We start from the raw sequence: 14,943 nt of genomic DNA on the forward strand, positions 1-14,943 counted from the left end.
GACGTACACATGGCACTGGTAGAAGTGAAAGTCCCGGACATCGGCGACTTCTCGGAGGTGGCGGTCATCGAACTGCTGGTCAAGGTGGGCGACACGGTCAGCGTCGAGCAGTCGCTGGTCACCGTCGAGTCCGACAAGGCCTCGATGGAGATCCCCTCCTCGCATGCAGGGGTGGTCAAGGAGCTGAAGGTCGCCGTGGGCGACAAGGTCAGCGAGGGTTCCCTGCTGGTGGTGCTTGATGCCGAAGGCCAGGCCGCTGCGGCGGCGCCGGCACCGGCGGCAGCGCCCGCTGCAGCACCGGCTGCGCCGGCCCAGGCGGCACCCGCGCCGACCGCTCCCGCGGCCACGGGGCGCGTCGAGGTTCGCGTGCCCGACATCGGTGATTTCAAGGACGTGGCGGTCATCGAGGTCTTCATCAACCCGGGTGACACCGTGGCGCTGGAGCAGTCGCTGATCACGGTCGAGTCCGACAAGGCCTCGATGGAGATCCCGTCTTCCGCGGCCGGCGTGGTCAAGGACGTGGCCGTCAAGGTCGGCGACAAGGTCAACATCGGCGATCTGCTGGCTGTGCTGGAAGGGCAGGGTGCCGCAGCGGCACCGGCGGCTTCGCAGGCCCCAGCGGCCTCACCGGCACCCGCACCTGCCCAGGCAGCGCCCGCACCGGCCCCCGTGGCCGCTGCGGTGGCACCGGCAGCGGTGCCAGCGCACAACCCGACGGTGGCGCCGGTTGGCCTGCCGCATGCCTCGCCCTCGGTGCGCAAGTTTGCGCGCGAGCTGGGCGTGCCGCTGGCCGAGGTCAAGGGCTCCGGGCCCAAGGGCCGCATCACGGCCGAGGACGTGCAGTCGTTCACACGTTCCGTGATGAGCGGTGCGCTGCAGACGCAGGCACAGGTCGCGAAGACGCCAGCCGGAGGCGGCTCGGGCGTGGGCCTGGACCTGCTGCCCTGGCCCAAGGTGGACTTCGCCAAGTTTGGTCCCATCGAGCGCAAGGCACTCTCGCGCATCAAGAAGATATCGGGCGCCAACCTGGCGCGCAACTGGGTGATGATCCCGCACGTCACCAACAACGACGAGGCCGACATCACCGAGCTGGAGGCCTTCCGTGTGGCCACCAACAAGGAAAACGAGAAGTCCGGCGTCAAGGTGACGATGCTGGCCTTCGTGATCAAGGCGGTGGTTGCTGCGCTGAAGAAGTTCCCCGACTTCAACGCCAGCCTGGACGGCGACGAGCTGGTCTACAAACAGTATTTCCACATCGGTTTTGCGGCCGACACGCCCAATGGTCTGGTGGTGCCCGTGCTGCGCGATGCCGACAAGAAGGGCATCCTGCAGATCAGCCAGGAAATGGGCGATCTGGCCAAGAAGGCGCGCGAGGGCAAGCTGGGCCCGGCCGACATGACCGGCGGCTGCTTCTCCATCAGCTCGCTCGGTGGCATCGGCGGCACGCACTTCACGCCCATCGTGAACGCACCCGAGGTGGCCATCCTGGGCCTGTCCAAGAGCGCCATGAAACCCGTGTGGGACGGCAAGCAGTTCGTGCCGCGCCTGATCCTGCCGCTGTCCCTGTCGTACGACCACCGCGTCATCGACGGTGCCGCGGCCGCGCGCTTCAACGCCTACCTCGGCCAGATCCTGGCCGACTTCCGTCGCGTCCTGCTCTGAAAGGAAAACTGACATGGCAGTGATCGACATCAAGGTGCCCGACATCGGGGACTTCAAGGACGTGGCCGTGATCGAGGTGCTGGTGCAGCCCGGCGACACCGTCCAGCCCGAGCAGAGCCTGATCACCGTCGAGTCCGACAAGGCCTCGATGGAGATCCCCTCGTCGCATGGCGGCGTGGTCCAGGCGCTGAAGGTCAAGATCGGCGACAGGGTCGCTGAAGGCTCGGTGATCCTGACGCTGGAGGTCACCGAAGCCGCCACGGCACCGGCGCCCGCAGCGGTTTCGCCGGCGCCCGCTGCGGCGGCCGCTCCTGCGCCCGCGCCCGTGGCAGCCAGCTACGCCGGTGCGTCCGATATCGAGTGCGATGTGCTCGTGCTCGGCGCCGGCCCCGGCGGCTATTCGGCCGCCTTCCGCGCGGCCGATCTCGGCCTGAAGGTGGTGCTGGTCGAGCGTTACGCGACGCTGGGCGGCGTGTGCCTGAACGTGGGTTGCATCCCGTCCAAGGCGCTGCTGCACGTGGCCGCGGTGATGGACGAGGTCGGCCACATGGCCGACCTGGGCGTCGAGTTCGGCCGCCCGGTGGTCAACATCGAGAAGCTGCGCGGCCACAAGGAAAAGGTGGTGGGCAAGCTCACCGGCGGCCTGGCGGCCATGGCCAAGATGCGCAAGGTCACGACCGTGCGTGGCGTGGGCACCTTCGCCGGCCCGAACCACCTGGAGGTCGAAGAGACCTCGGGCAGCGGCCAGGACAGGAGCGGTGGCAAGAAGGTCATCGCCTTCAAACGCGCCATCATCGCCGCCGGCTCGCAGGCGGTGCGTCTGCCCTTCATGCCGGATGACCCGCGCGTGGTCGACTCCACCGGGGCGCTCGCCCTCAGCGATGTGCCCAAGAAAATGCTCATCGTCGGTGGCGGCATCATCGGCCTGGAAATGGGCACGGTGTACAGCACGCTGGGTGCGCGACTGGACGTGGTCGAGATGCTGGACGGCCTGATGCCCGGCGCCGACCGCGATCTCGTCAAGGTCTGGGAGAAGATGAACAAGCACCGCTTCGATCGCATCATGCTCAAGACCAAGACGGTGGGGGCCGAGGCCACGCCCGAGGGCATCAAGGTGCAGTTCGAGGGGCTGGACGGCTCGCGCAGCGAGGGCGTGTACGACCTCGTGTTGCAGGCCGTGGGCCGCACCCCCAACGGCAGGAAGATCGCCGCTGACAAGGCCGGCGTGGCGGTGACGGATCGTGGCTTCATCGAGGTCGATATCCAGATGCGAACCAATGTGCCGCACATCTTCGCCATCGGTGACATCGTGGGCCAGCCCATGCTGGCGCACAAGGCGGTGCACGAGGCGCACGTGGCGGCCGAAGTGATCGCCGGTGAGTTGCAGGGCAACAAGGAGCTGGCCGCCAGCGCCTTCAACGCCCGCGTGATCCCCAGCGTGGCCTACACCGACCCCGAGGTGGCCTGGGTCGGCCTGACCGAGGACCAGGCCAAGGCGCAGGGCATCAAGGTCAAGAAGGGCCTGTTCCCCTGGACGGCCTCGGGCCGGGCGATCGCCAACGGCCGTGACGAAGGCTTCACCAAGCTGCTGTTCGACGACAGCCCCGAGGCCCACGGCCACGGCAAGATCCTGGGCGGCGGCATCGTGGGCACGCACGCCGGCGACATGATCGGCGAGATCGCGCTGGCCATCGAGATGGGGGCCGACGCCGTCGACATCGGCAAGACCATCCATCCGCACCCGACGCTCGGCGAGAGCCTGGGCATGGCGGCGGAAGTGGCCCACGGCAGCTGCACCGACCTGCCGCCGCAGAAGAGGTAACACCCCCCTGCGCGGGGCCGACGCCGCTTCCCCCTCCGTAGCGCGCCTTTGGCGCTTCGAGGGGGGGAAGCGCAGGGTGGTGTTCCTAGTCCACCACCCGGCGGGCGCCGTTGAAGCGTTGTTGCCAGTAGGACACGTGCATGTCTTCCATGCGAACTTCGGCGCCGGTGCGCGGTGCATGGATGAATTTGCCATTGCCAACGTAGATGCCCACGTGGCTGAAGGCCCGGCGCATGGTGTTGAAAAACACCAGGTCACCGGGTTGGAGTTCGCTGCGGTCGATGGTGCGGGTGGCGGCTGCCTGTTCGTCGGAGCGGCGGGGCAGAACCTTGCCCAGCGACTGCTGGTACACGGCGCGCACGAAACCCGAGCAGTCAAAGCCGGTCTCGATGCTGTTGCCGCCGTACCGGTAAGGCACACCCAGGAAACCCATGGCGTTCAATATGAGCTGCGAGGCGTGGTGGCTGGCCGCATCGCGTGCCTCCGCCAGGCGCTCGATGAGTCCCCGGTCCTTGAGCAGGCTGTCCATGTCCTGGTACTGCTCGGTGCCTGGCTCGGCCAGCACCGTACCGGCTCCCAGCAGGGAGATCACAAAAGCAGCCGCGGCAACGGACTTGTGCATACCGCAAGTGTAGCGGGCAGACTTCGGTCGTCAAGCGAAGTTTCCTCACCAACCGCTTGATTCGGCGGGAAAAACAGCTTGTACCCTGCGCGGCCACCATCCATGGCCTCATGCCGGTGGCGCCACCAGCGGCCTGCTTCGCACCGGATCGTCTGGTGTCGAGGCCAGCGCCATGGCCATGGTGGTGATGCGCTGCCGGTGCTCAGCGGGGGCGCGGCGGGGCGGCCTGGCGCCGCACAGGGATGGTCAGTGGCCGGCCGGCAGGCTGGTCAATGCGTGGGCGGATCATCATTGGGAAGAAGCGCCACAGATAGAGCCCGAAGGCCAGCACCCAGGCGGCGCTGGCGGCATGAAGTGTGCTCGCGCTCCACGGGCCGGGCACCAGTGCCGCCAGGCGCAGTGCGGCGGCGGCGATCACCAGCGCGTAGCAGGTGACGATCAGCCGGTCGGTCTGCAGCGGCCGGCCCAGGTGGCCCAGTGCCGTGCGCGTGACCATGCCGATGATCAGCACCGAGAAGCCGGCCATGCCGATCACGTGCGCCGGCCAGGCCGTGCGCCACACCCAGCCGGCGGCGTGCGCGGCCGCCACCAGCAGACCCAGGCCCAGGGCGGCATAGCCCACATACAGAATCCACAGCAGGGGCACGCGTCGCACGGCCCAGGGTCTCCAGGCCCACCACTGCACCAGGGCAAGGCCGCCAGCGGCCGCCAGCAGCGCGGCCATGGTCCACGTCCAGCCGGCCAGACCGGCGGCGATGGCGAGCACACCGGCGCCCAGTTGCCACTGCCCGCTGCGCGCGTGCAGCGGCAGGGACAGGCCGGGAATGGCGCGCGAGGCGAAGAAGGGGATGACGCGGCGCGCCACCAGCAGGGTGATCACGGCCATGCACAGCAGCCCGGTGTGAAAGCGTTGCATGAGCAGCGCATAGTCTCCCTGGAGCACCGCCTGCAGGTACAGGGCATCGGCGCCACCCAGCCCCAGCAAGAGCACCGGCACGCCGTAGTTGCGCCGGTTGCGGGTCTTGATGACAGCACGGGCCAGGGCCAGGGCCGCTGCGCCGAAGAACAGTGCGTCACCGGCAGCGGCGATGCGAAAGGCCATTTCGCCGGGCACGAGAAATGCCACCCGCGCCAGCACCCACAGCAGGCACAGGCCGCCCAGCGCCGGGCCGCGCAGCGGGTTGATGCCCGTCCAGTTGTGCCCGGCGGTGAGCAGAAAGCCGGTGGCGATGGTGGCGATGAAACCCCAGAGCATTTCGTGTGCGTGCCAGATCACGCCGGGCATCCGGCCTTGCAGCCAGCCGGGGGTGAAAACCCACAGTGCGACCGACAGCGCCGCCCAGGCGCAGCCGGCCAGGTACAGCGGACGGAAGCCCAGTTCCAGGAAAGCTCCCCACTGGGGTGCGGCCCGTCGGGCGCCACCAGGCTCTTCGATCTGCAGCAGATCAGCCATGGCACAGACCTCGGGGCAGGGTATCGGGGGTGTGGCTGAACTGGTAGCCCATCCACAGGCTTTGGGCGATCCGGTCGGCCGCCTCCGTGGCCTGTCGCGCCATGGCCTGGTTGGGCTGCTCGGCCGCCGTCTGGTGGAACAGCGCCAGCCAGTGCTGGAACATGGCGGCGTTCAGACCCGGCAAGGCGGCATGCCTGGGCATGGGCGCACCGGTGAAGCGGCCGGTGCGCAGCAGAATGGACGACCAGAAGTCCGTCAGCTTGACGAGATGACGGTCCCAGTCATCGATATGGGTGTCGAAGACGGGACCCAGCAGATCGTCCCGGCGTACCCGGGCGTAAAAGGCGTGCACCAGGGCCGAGATGTCTTCTTCGGTGCACAGCGGTTCGGGGGGCATGGGGTGGTGGGTGCGGTGTTGTTTATAGATTCATTTTATATGCATCTTTAAGCGATGACCGATCATCCCCGCTGGGGTTGCGGGATTGGGACGGACCGCGCTTTTCGGTCGGTGGCGTGGCCCGACGCCGCGTCAGACGATGTCCAGGGTATGAAAGCCGAAATGGCCGTTCCGGCGGTCGGCGAAGTAGCGCTCCAGCGTTTCGCGGACGGTGCGAAAGGCGATGTCGTCCCAGGGGATCTGGTCTTCGCTGAACAACCGGGCCTCGATCGTTTCGTGGCCGGGGTTGAACTGGTCGCTGAGCAGGCGTGCGCGGTAGTACATGTGCACCTGCCCGACCCGGGGCACGCTCATCAGGGTGAACAGGGCGCCCAGTTCGATCCGGGCGCCGGCCTCCTCGTCGGTTTCGCGCACCGCACCTTCGGCGGTGGTTTCCCCCAGCTCCATGAAGCCTGCCGGCAGCGTCCACTTGCCCCGGCGGGGCTCGATGTTGCGTTGGCACAGCAACACCTGTTCGCCGCTGGCGCCCCATACCGGCACGGTACCGACCACGTTCAGCGGGTTTTCATAGTGAATGGTGCGACAGACGCTGCAGACGGCCCGGGGGCGGTTGTCGCCATCATCGGGCAGGCGATAGATGACGGGGGCGCCGCATTCCCGGCAGTGTTTGATGAGTGAGCGCTGCATGGCAGCAAGTGTACGGGTCAAGCCAGTTCAAGCAGGGCGGGCACGCAAAAAAGGCCCCGTGAGGGGCCCCGGATACGGCGCAAGCGCAGGCTCAGGCTTTCTTGCCGTATTTCTCGATCAGCGACTTGGCCGTGTCGAGCAATTGCTTGCCGTTGAAGCCGCGCTTGTCCAGATCCTGTACCCATTCCTGCTCGACCAGTTGCGCCTTGCTCGTGAAGGACTTCGCCTCCTCGCCACTGATGACGTGGATTTCGTTGCCCCGCTTGGCGGCGGACTCGCGACCGGGGATATCGCCTTCCTGCTGGACGCGACCCAGCCAGGCCGAGGTCTCCATGCCGGAGTTCGCGTCGATGATGGCCTTGAGGTCGGGGGGCAGCGACTGGTACTTGGCCTTGTTCATGGCCATGATGCACACCGAGGTGTAGAGCGCGCCCACGGACGGAGCGAACTCGCTGTGGTGTTTGGTCAGTTCCTGCACCTTGACCGAAGGCACGACCTCCCAGGGGATCGTGCAGCCATTGATGACGCCCTTGGACAGGGCGTCGGGGATCTGCGGCAGGGGCATGCCCACGGGCGTGGCGCCCAGGTAGCCCAGCAGCTTGGTGGCCTGCCGGGTCGGGCCGCGCATCTTGACGCCGCGCAGGTCATCGGCGGTCCTGACCAGCTTGTCGCGCATGTGGAACACGCCGGGGCCATGCACGTGCAGGGCCAGCGTCTGCACGTCCTTGAACTCATCCTGGGCCACCGTGTGGATGTACTCCCAGTAGGCACGGGAGGTGGCGTCGGCGTTGTTCATGATGAACGGCAACTCGAACACCTCGGCGCGCGGGAAGCGGCCGGCTGTGTAGCCGGGCAGCGTCCAGATGATGTCGGCAACGCCGTCCTTGGCCTGGTCGTACAGTTGCGGCGGGCCGCCGCCGAGCTGCATGGCCGGATAACCCTCGAACTTGATGCGGCCCCCGGAATCCTTGGTGACCTTGTCCATCCAGGCCTTGTGCATGTTCAGGTACACATGCGACTGTGGCGCCATGAAGGTGTGGAACTTGAGGGTGACGCTTTGTTGGGCGAAACCCACAAGGGCAGGGCTGCCTACGGCGATGGCTGCGCCGGTTTTCAGCAGGGTGCGGCGTTGGATCATGAATGTCTGCTCCTGTGATCGGAAGGCTCCTGGCGGCACCAGGGGAGGGATCTGTTCCGCATGTGACGGTAGCAGGGCTTGCTCGAAAAGGGCATGAGGTCAAACCCTGTTTGCTCTGACCAGACCGTCAGCCGATGCGCACCGACAACGGTGCCAGCCCCTGCACGGTGGCGTGCAGCAGGTCACCGCTGACGACAGCGTCAACGCCCTCGGGTGTGCCGGTGTAGATGAGATCGCCCGGTTGCAGGGTCCAGGCGGCCGACAGGTGTGCGATGGTCTCGCCGATGTTCCAGATCAGCTGGTCGATGCTGCTTTGCTGGCGGACCCGGCCGTTGACTTCCAGGGCGATGCGGGCATGCCCGATGTCGCCTGACGCGGCCGCCGGCGTGATGGGGCCGATGGGGGCGGACTGGTCGAAGGCCTTGCCGATGCACCAGGGTCGCCCCTGTTTCTTCATGTCGTTTTGCAGGTCGCGGCGCGTCATGTCCAGGCCCACGGCGTAGCCAAAGATGTGCCGGTGCGCGTCGGCGGCGGCGATGTCGCGGCCGCCGGTGCCAATGGCCACCACCAGTTCAACCTCGTGGTGCAGGTTGCTGGTCAGGCTGGGGTAGGGGATGTCGATGGTCTGGCCGGCCTCGGCAGGGACGATGGCGTCGGCCGGCTTGAGGAAAAAGAACGGTGGCTCGCGGCCGGTGAAGCCCATTTCTTTGGCGTGTTCGGCGTAGTTGCGCCCGACGCAGTAGACGCGGTGGACGGGAAAGCGCCGGCTTTGCCCGGTGACGGGCACGGAAACCGCAGGGGAGGGTGCAAAGGTGTAGTCCATGGGGAACGGTCAATGACAGTCAGGTTCGTGAAAAATATTCTCGTCGCTCGAAGTCGGTCTTGTCTTCGGCCTGGGCGTAGCGTTGCGCTTCGCTGCGTTTGATGCGCTCGAAATAGTGCAGGAAGCCGTCACCGAAACCCCGCGCCATGGCCGCGTCCTGCTGCATGGCGTCCAGCGCGTCATCCAGCGTGGCGGGCAGTTGGGGCAGGCCCTGTGCGTAGGGGTTGTGGCAGGCGGGCGGCGGCTCCAGCGCCCGCTCGACACCGTCCAGTCCGGCGTGGATTTGCGCCGCGATGTACAGGTAGGGGTTGGCGGCCGGTTCGCCGACACGGTTTTCGATGCGGCTGGACGCGTCGCCGGGCTGCCCCACCACGCGCAGCATGGCGCCGCGGTTGTCATGCCCCCAGATGGCCGATTGCGGCGCCAGGGCATTGGGACGAAAGCGTCCGAAGGCGTTGACTGTGGGGGCGCACAGGGCCGTCATGCCGGTGGCGTGGGCCAGCAGGCCGCCCAGCCAGTGCGCGCCGGTGTCCGACAGGATGTGGCGGGCGTCGTCCGGCCCTGCCGCCGGATCGGGCGCCGTGCGGGCAAAGCCGTTGCGGCCGGTGCGCTGGTCGATCACCGACTGGTGCAGATGCCAGCCGCTGGACATGATGCCGGGAAACGGGGGGCGGCACATGAAGGTGGCGTGGTAGCCGGCGCGACGCAGTGCCTGCCGCACACCATTGCGGAACAGCACCATCTGGTCGGCGGCGGTCAGCGCATCCGTGGCGTCGAACACCGCCTCCACCTGGCTGGGGCCGAGCTCGATCTCCAGCGACTGCAGTGGCAGCCCCAGTGCCTGGGCCGTGCGCATCACGATCTCCAGCGGTTCGTCGGCCATGTCGATCATGGCCTCGGCCTGCAGGTTGTAGCCCGGGTGGATCATGCGCACCTCGGGCGGCTCCCCGGGCCAGGCGGCCCGGGCCGGATCCAGTTGTGCGGCATCGTCAGTGATGCGGTAGATGTGGAACTCGACTTCCAGCCCGGTCTTGAAGGCCATGCCGTCGGTGGCCAGGCGGGCCAGCGCCTGCTGGAGCTGGTAGCGGGTGTCCAGCGTGACGGGTTGTCCGTTGCCGTACCAGGGTTGGCAGCGCAGCCAGGCGGTGCGAGGCTGCCAGGGCAGCACGGTGAAACTGCGTGGATCGGGCAGCAGCATCAGGTTGGCGGCACCGGCGAAGCCGGGCAGGGCGTCGGTGCCGCCATGTTCGAAGACGTTCCAGACGGTGCGCCCCGAGGTGTCCTTGAGCATCAGCGTGCCCACCATGCCCACGCCATCGCGCAGCGCGCGAGCAGCGGCATGCGGCATCAGGGTCTTGCCGCGCAGAACGCCATGCGCGTCGCACCAGCCCAGCCGCAGGCGCTCGATCCCCAGGGCCTCGATGCGCGCGATGACGTCAGCGCAGGCGGTTTCGCGCGCGGCATCGTGCACCTCGCAGCGGTGCGCGAAATGACCGGTCATGTGGTGGCCTCGTCGGAGGCAGTGACCGACCCGGGGGCCAGCCGGTTGCGCCAGGGGGCGTTGTCGCGGCGCTGGCGCACCTGCGCCAGCCACCAATCCTGCCAGCCTTGCGCCGGCGCGATGCCGTCGACCGTGTCCGGGCCGTGGATCTGGTCGTGCAGTGCCGCATCGCCGATGCCCGGTGGTGTGCCGCCGGCAGCCACGCTGTCGATGGCATCCAGCAGCATGCGGCGGTACATGGCGATCGCCTTGTCGGTGGTGCCCAGGTGCTCGCGCGTGCGGTCCTGGATCGCACCCATGCTTTCACAGGCCCACTGGTCGTGCACATTGATGTCGCGCTCTCCCATGCCCAGAAAGGTGCGGTTGACCTGCTCTTCGGCGTTGAAACCCCAATCGTTGTGCCGGCCGGCCTTGGGGACGTAGCCGGGCAGGGTGACGGAGGCCAGACGCTGCTCGCGCATGGTCTGCTTGTCGACCGGGCCGTCGAAGCTGGTGAAGAAGGCATACCAGTAGTTGTGGGTGTCGTCGACCGGCACGTGAATCTGGGTGATGGTCATGGTCTCGGACAGCGGGATCACGAAGGTTTGCGGGAACACGGCGTTGGTGATGCGTACGTGCGTGAGCGTCTCGCTCAGGTGGCGCAGCGCGGTCAGACGCAGGCCCCAGGGCGTGGCCATGCAGGCGATGTCGGGGCGCGCGAACTCGCGCAGCACCCGGGTCATGGGCCAGCGCTCTCCGTTGATGGCACCCATGCTGGCGCCGCGGAACTGCTTTCCGTAGCTTTCATCGAGCGACTCGTCCTCAAAGAAGCGGTGCAGGTAGGAGGCGTGTGCCGGGTCGATGCCGACCTCGAAGGCCTGCAGCCAGTTGCAGTGCCACAGGCCTTTGAAGGCGAAGGTGTGGGAGGCGGGGGCCTCGAAGCAGTCCAGCGCCGGCAGTGCTGGCGGCGTGCTGCCTTCGGGGCCGAACCAGCCGAAGAGCACACCGCTGCGCTCGATGAGGGGGTAGCTGCGCTGGCGGATGCGCGTGTGCAAGGTGCTGCCCAGCGGCTCGGCCGGTGTGTCGGTGCAGTGGCCGGTGGTGTCGAACTTCCAGCCGTGGAACGGGCAACGCAGACCATCGCCCTCATTGCGACCGTAGGCCAGATCGGCGCCCCGGTGCGGGCAGTCGCGGTCGAGCAGGCCGAAGCGCCCCTGGGTATCGCGAAACAGCACGAAATCCTGGCCCAGAACGCGCACCGCCCTGACCGGGCGAATGGCCATGTCCGGGTCCTGTGCCGGGTCGAATTCGTCCAGCAGCGCCACGGGCTGCCAGTAGCGGCGCAGCAGCTCACCGGCGGGCGTGCCCGGGCCAACCCGGGTCAGCCGCTCGTTGTGTTCGGCCTTCATGCATGTCTCCTCGTCGTGGGAATGGTCGCGTTTCTCTTGGCAGGGCACGGCGGCGGGCCGCCCGTCCGCAGTCAGTGTATCTTCGGGGAATGCAATCGACATCCGCGGAAACTCCCACTTCCCCGGCGGCGGCCGACGCGCAGGCCGTCCCGGGTGGCCTCGTGCTGCGGCGCGTGGCCATCGACACCTACCACGAAAACGTTGCCTACCTGCACCGCGACTGCGCGGTCTACCGTGCCGAGGGCTTCCAGGCCTTGTCCAAGGTACAGGTGCGCGCCAACGGCAGGACGATCCTGGCCACCCTGAACGTGGTGGACGACACCTCGATCGTGGGGTGCGATGAACTGGGGGTGTCCGAGGACGCGTTCGCCCAGTTGCAGGTACCCAATGGCCATCCGGCCTCGGTGTCGCAGGCCGAGCCGCCAGAGTCCATTCCGGCGCTGTTCCGCAAGATCAACGGCGAGCGCCTCGGACAGCAGGATTTTCGCGCCATCGTGCGCGACATTGCCGGCCGGCGCTACTCCAAGATCGAACTGACGGCCTTTGTCGTCGCCTGCAACCGCAGCGAGCTCGACCGCGAGGAGGTGTACTTCCTGACCGAAGCCATGATCGCCAGTGGTCGCAAGCTGGACTGGCATGAGCCGCTGGTCGTGGACAAACACTGTATCGGCGGGATCCCGGGCAACCGCACATCGATGCTGCTGGTGCCCATCGTGGCCGCGTACGGTCTGGTGTTCCCCAAGACCTCGTCACGCGCCATCACCTCGCCCGCGGGCACGGCCGACACCATGGAGGTGCTCGCCAACGTGGAACTGCCCTTCGATCATCTGACGGAGATCGTGCGGGAGCAGCGCGGCTGCCTGGCCTGGGGCGGCACGGCCGACCTGTCGCCGGCCGATGACGTGCTGATTTCGGTCGAGCGGCCGCTGGCCATCGACTCCCCCGGGCAAATGGTCGCCTCCATCCTGTCCAAGAAGATCGCCGCCGGCGCAACCCATCTGGTGCTGGACATCCCCATCGGCCCCACCGCCAAGGTGCGCTCCATGCCCGAGGCGCAGAAACTGCGCCGCCTGTTCGAATACGTGGCCCAGCGCCTGCGGTTGTCGCTGGACGTGGTCATCACCGACGGGCGCCAGCCCATCGGTTGCGGTGTCGGCCCGGTGCTGGAGGCGCGGGACGTGATGCAGGTGCTGGCCAACGACCCGGCCGCGCCCGCCGACCTGCGGCAGAAAACCCTGCAGCTCGCGGGCCGCCTCATCGAATGCAGCCCCGATGTGCGGGGCGGCACCGGCTACGCGATTGCGCGCGACATCCTGGAGTCCGGCCGCGCGCTGGCGCGCATGGAGGCCATCGTCCGTGCCCAGGGCCGCAAGGCGTTCGACTGGATGCACCCGGCGCTGGGCCCGCTGACGCTCGACGTGTGCGCCCCGGCCAGCGGCGTGGTGACCGGCATCGACAACTTCCAGATCGCGCAAATCGCCCGTCTGGCCGGTGCACCCAAGGTGCAGGGCGCGGGTCTGGACCTGCAGCGCAAGCTGGGCGACGAGGTCAAGGAGGGGGATCTGCTGTACCGCGTGTATGCGGGCTATCCGGCCGACCTGGCCTTCGCGCGGCAGGCCGCGGAGCGCCACAGTGGTTATCGCATCGGCCTGGCGGAAGACGTGCCGCAGGTTTTCGTGGAGTTCTGATGTGGTGACAGATACCGAAGCCGGTCTGCTGCTGGCCTTTCCCGAGGACGAAGCCATTGCGCGCCATGCCGCCGAAGCGAGCGGGCTGGGCTGCGCGCTGATCGCCCGCCACCGCTTTCCGGATGGCGAGATCAAGCTGACCCTGCCGGCCCGGCTGCCCGGGACGGTGGTGATCTGGCGCGGCCTCGAGTTTCCCAACGAACGGCTGACCGAACTGCTGCTGGCCGCGTGCGCGGCGCGCGAACTGGGCGCGCGCCGGCTGACGCTGGTGGCGCCGTACCTGGCCTACATGCGTCAGGACATCGCCTTCCATCCCGGCGAGGCCGTGAGCCAGCGCATCGTGGGGCGCTTCCTCGCCGGGCTGTTCGACGCCCTGGTGACGGTCGATCCGCACCTGCACCGCGTTGCCACGCTGCAGGAAGCCGTGCCCTTGCCGACGGCCGTGGCGCTCAGCGGGGCCCCCATACTCGCGGCCCACATCGCGGCGCGGCGCGAGCAGGTGCTGCTGCTGGGGCCGGACGAAGAAGCGCTGCAGTGGGTGGCGCAGGCGGCTCTTGGCCATGGCTGGGCACACGGCACCTGTCGCAAGGAGCGCCGTGGCGACCGGGATGTCACCGTTCAGTTGCCACCCGACCTGGCGGTGGCCGGGCGATCGGTCGTGCTCATGGACGATGTTGCCAGCTCGGGCCACACCCTCGTCCAGGCGACGCGGGCCTTGCTGGCCTCGGGGGCCGCGTCGGTGGATGTGGCTGTCACGCACGCGCTGTTTGCCGGCGATGCCGTCGAGCGCATCCGGGCCGCCGGCGTGCGCGAGATCTGGAGCACCGACTGCATTCCCCACGCGACCAACGCCGTCAGCGTGGTGCCCGTGATCGCCGATGCCCTGCGACAGCACGGCCTTGCCGGATGAGGACGGATCGATGACGCTGCCCATGCCTCCTTCCTGGCTGGTGCCCGACTGGCCGGCACCGGCCCATGTGCACGCCCTGTTCACGACCCGCGAGGGGGGCGTGTCGGCGGCACCGTTTGACACGTTCAACCTCGGTGCCTACGTGCGCGACGAGCCGGCGCACGTGCAGGCCAACCGTGGCCACCTGGGAGCCATCAGCGGTGCGCGGCATGTTTTTCTGCATCAGGTGCACGGTACCGCCGTGGCCGATCTCGACGCGGACCCACCCGACGAGACCGAGGCGGATGCCTGCCTGACGACGCGGCGGGGCGTGGCATGCACCATCATGGTGGCCGACTGCCTGCCGGTGCTCTTCACCGACCGGCATGGGCGCTTCGTCGCGGCGGCCCACGCAGGCTGGCGCGGGCTGGCAGGGGGCGGTGAGCCGGGTGTGTTGGCTGCCACCGTGTCGGCTGTGCGGGGCCGGTTTCCGGACGTGGCAGCGGGCGAGCTGCTGGCCTGGCTGGGGCCCTGCATCGGCCCCGGCCATTTCGAGGTGGGCGGCGAGGTGCGGGTGGCGTTTGCGCGTGCTGGCTTCGATGTCGGTCAGGCCTTTGGTCCGTTGGCAACACCGGGCAAGTGGATGGCCAACCTGCCGGCGCTGGCACGCCAGCAACTGCTCAGTCTGGGCATCACATCCATCCACGGCAACGACGGCACACCGCCCTGGTGCACCGTGGCACAGTCTTCAAGGTTCTTTTCGCATCGCCGCGACGCCGCCCGGCTCGGCAGCTCCGGCCGCATGGCCGCCTGCATCTGGCTCGGCTGACACGGCGTCGGGCACGGCATTTGCTGAGGCTTGTTCGGCGGCAC

General features: G+C 68.0%; 13 protein-coding genes. 5 read left to right on the forward strand and 8 right to left on the reverse strand.

Annotation, left to right across the window (positions count from 1 at the left end; all coding sequences use genetic code 11):
* The first annotated feature begins 9 nt into the window (after positions 1-9).
* Together aceF and lpdA are read left to right on the forward strand one after the other, a co-directional pair.
* Entirely contained in the window at positions 10-1,662 is a 1,653-nt protein-coding gene (gene aceF / locus PHQ87_RS04890) for a dihydrolipoyllysine-residue acetyltransferase (RefSeq protein WP_300231763.1), read from the forward strand.
* A gap of 13 nt (positions 1,663-1,675) precedes the next feature.
* Complete coding sequence (lpdA, locus tag PHQ87_RS04895) at positions 1,676-3,484, forward strand: dihydrolipoyl dehydrogenase (RefSeq protein ID WP_300231764.1); 1,809 nt, start codon at positions 1,676-1,678, stop codon at positions 3,482-3,484.
* Between the two features lie 85 nt (positions 3,485-3,569).
* Here the strand turns inward: lpdA and PHQ87_RS04900 are convergent, their stop codons facing one another.
* The 8 genes from PHQ87_RS04900 to PHQ87_RS04935 all read right to left on the reverse strand — a co-directional run bounded on the left by PHQ87_RS04900 (position 3,570) and on the right by PHQ87_RS04935 (position 11,493).
* Positions 3,570-4,106 (reverse strand): C40 family peptidase, encoded by a 537-nt coding sequence (locus PHQ87_RS04900; protein WP_300231766.1) that lies wholly within the window; start codon positions 4,104-4,106, stop codon positions 3,570-3,572.
* A 202-nt stretch (positions 4,107-4,308) separates the two neighbouring features.
* Positions 4,309-5,559, reverse strand: coding sequence for an NnrS family protein (locus PHQ87_RS04905; protein ID WP_300231768.1), 1,251 nt, complete (start codon positions 5,557-5,559; stop codon positions 4,309-4,311).
* Positions 5,552-5,956: a group III truncated hemoglobin gene (locus PHQ87_RS04910; RefSeq protein WP_300231770.1), complete on the reverse strand. Its 405-nt coding sequence runs from the start codon at positions 5,954-5,956 to the stop codon at positions 5,552-5,554. The genes PHQ87_RS04905 and PHQ87_RS04910 overlap by 8 nt, the downstream gene beginning before the upstream one ends.
* A 132-nt stretch (positions 5,957-6,088) precedes the next feature.
* On the reverse strand, positions 6,089-6,643 hold the full coding sequence (locus tag PHQ87_RS04915; RefSeq protein WP_300231772.1) for an NUDIX hydrolase: 555 nt from the start codon (positions 6,641-6,643) through the stop codon (positions 6,089-6,091).
* A gap of 91 nt (positions 6,644-6,734) precedes the next feature.
* Positions 6,735-7,781: a TRAP transporter substrate-binding protein gene (locus PHQ87_RS04920; RefSeq protein WP_300231773.1), complete on the reverse strand. Its 1,047-nt coding sequence runs from the start codon at positions 7,779-7,781 to the stop codon at positions 6,735-6,737.
* A gap of 127 nt (positions 7,782-7,908) precedes the next feature.
* Positions 7,909-8,604 (reverse strand): fumarylacetoacetate hydrolase family protein, encoded by a 696-nt coding sequence (locus tag PHQ87_RS04925; protein ID WP_300231774.1) that lies wholly within the window; start codon positions 8,602-8,604, stop codon positions 7,909-7,911.
* A 19-nt stretch (positions 8,605-8,623) separates the two neighbouring features.
* Positions 8,624-10,105, reverse strand: coding sequence for a glutamine synthetase family protein (locus PHQ87_RS04930; RefSeq protein ID WP_300231775.1), 1,482 nt, complete (start codon positions 10,103-10,105; stop codon positions 8,624-8,626).
* Positions 10,102-11,493 carry a Rieske 2Fe-2S domain-containing protein gene (locus PHQ87_RS04935; protein WP_300231776.1) on the reverse strand — a complete coding sequence of 464 codons (1,392 nt, stop codon included), beginning with the start codon at positions 11,491-11,493 and terminating at the stop codon, positions 10,102-10,104. The genes PHQ87_RS04930 and PHQ87_RS04935 overlap by 4 nt, the downstream gene beginning before the upstream one ends.
* An 89-nt stretch (positions 11,494-11,582) precedes the next feature.
* Here PHQ87_RS04935 and PHQ87_RS04940 point away from each other — a divergent pair, with 89 nt between their 5' ends.
* Genes PHQ87_RS04940 through pgeF form a run of 3 tightly spaced genes read left to right on the forward strand, consistent with a single transcriptional unit; the run spans position 11,583 to position 14,899 of the window.
* The gene (locus PHQ87_RS04940; RefSeq protein WP_300231777.1) at positions 11,583-13,181 is read left to right on the forward strand and encodes a thymidine phosphorylase family protein; all 1,599 of its coding nucleotides are present in this window, start codon (positions 11,583-11,585) and stop codon (positions 13,179-13,181) included.
* Positions 13,182-13,185: 4 nt separating this feature from the next.
* Complete coding sequence (locus PHQ87_RS04945; protein ID WP_300231778.1) at positions 13,186-14,091, forward strand: ribose-phosphate diphosphokinase; 906 nt, start codon at positions 13,186-13,188, stop codon at positions 14,089-14,091.
* A 10-nt stretch (positions 14,092-14,101) separates the two neighbouring features.
* Positions 14,102-14,899, forward strand: coding sequence for a peptidoglycan editing factor PgeF (pgeF, locus tag PHQ87_RS04950; RefSeq protein WP_300231779.1), 798 nt, complete (start codon positions 14,102-14,104; stop codon positions 14,897-14,899).
* Positions 14,900-14,943: the final 44 nt, after the last annotated feature.

It is taken from the genome of Hydrogenophaga sp., assembly GCF_028698005.1.
Taxonomy (GTDB): domain Bacteria; phylum Pseudomonadota; class Gammaproteobacteria; order Burkholderiales; family Burkholderiaceae_C; genus Hydrogenophaga.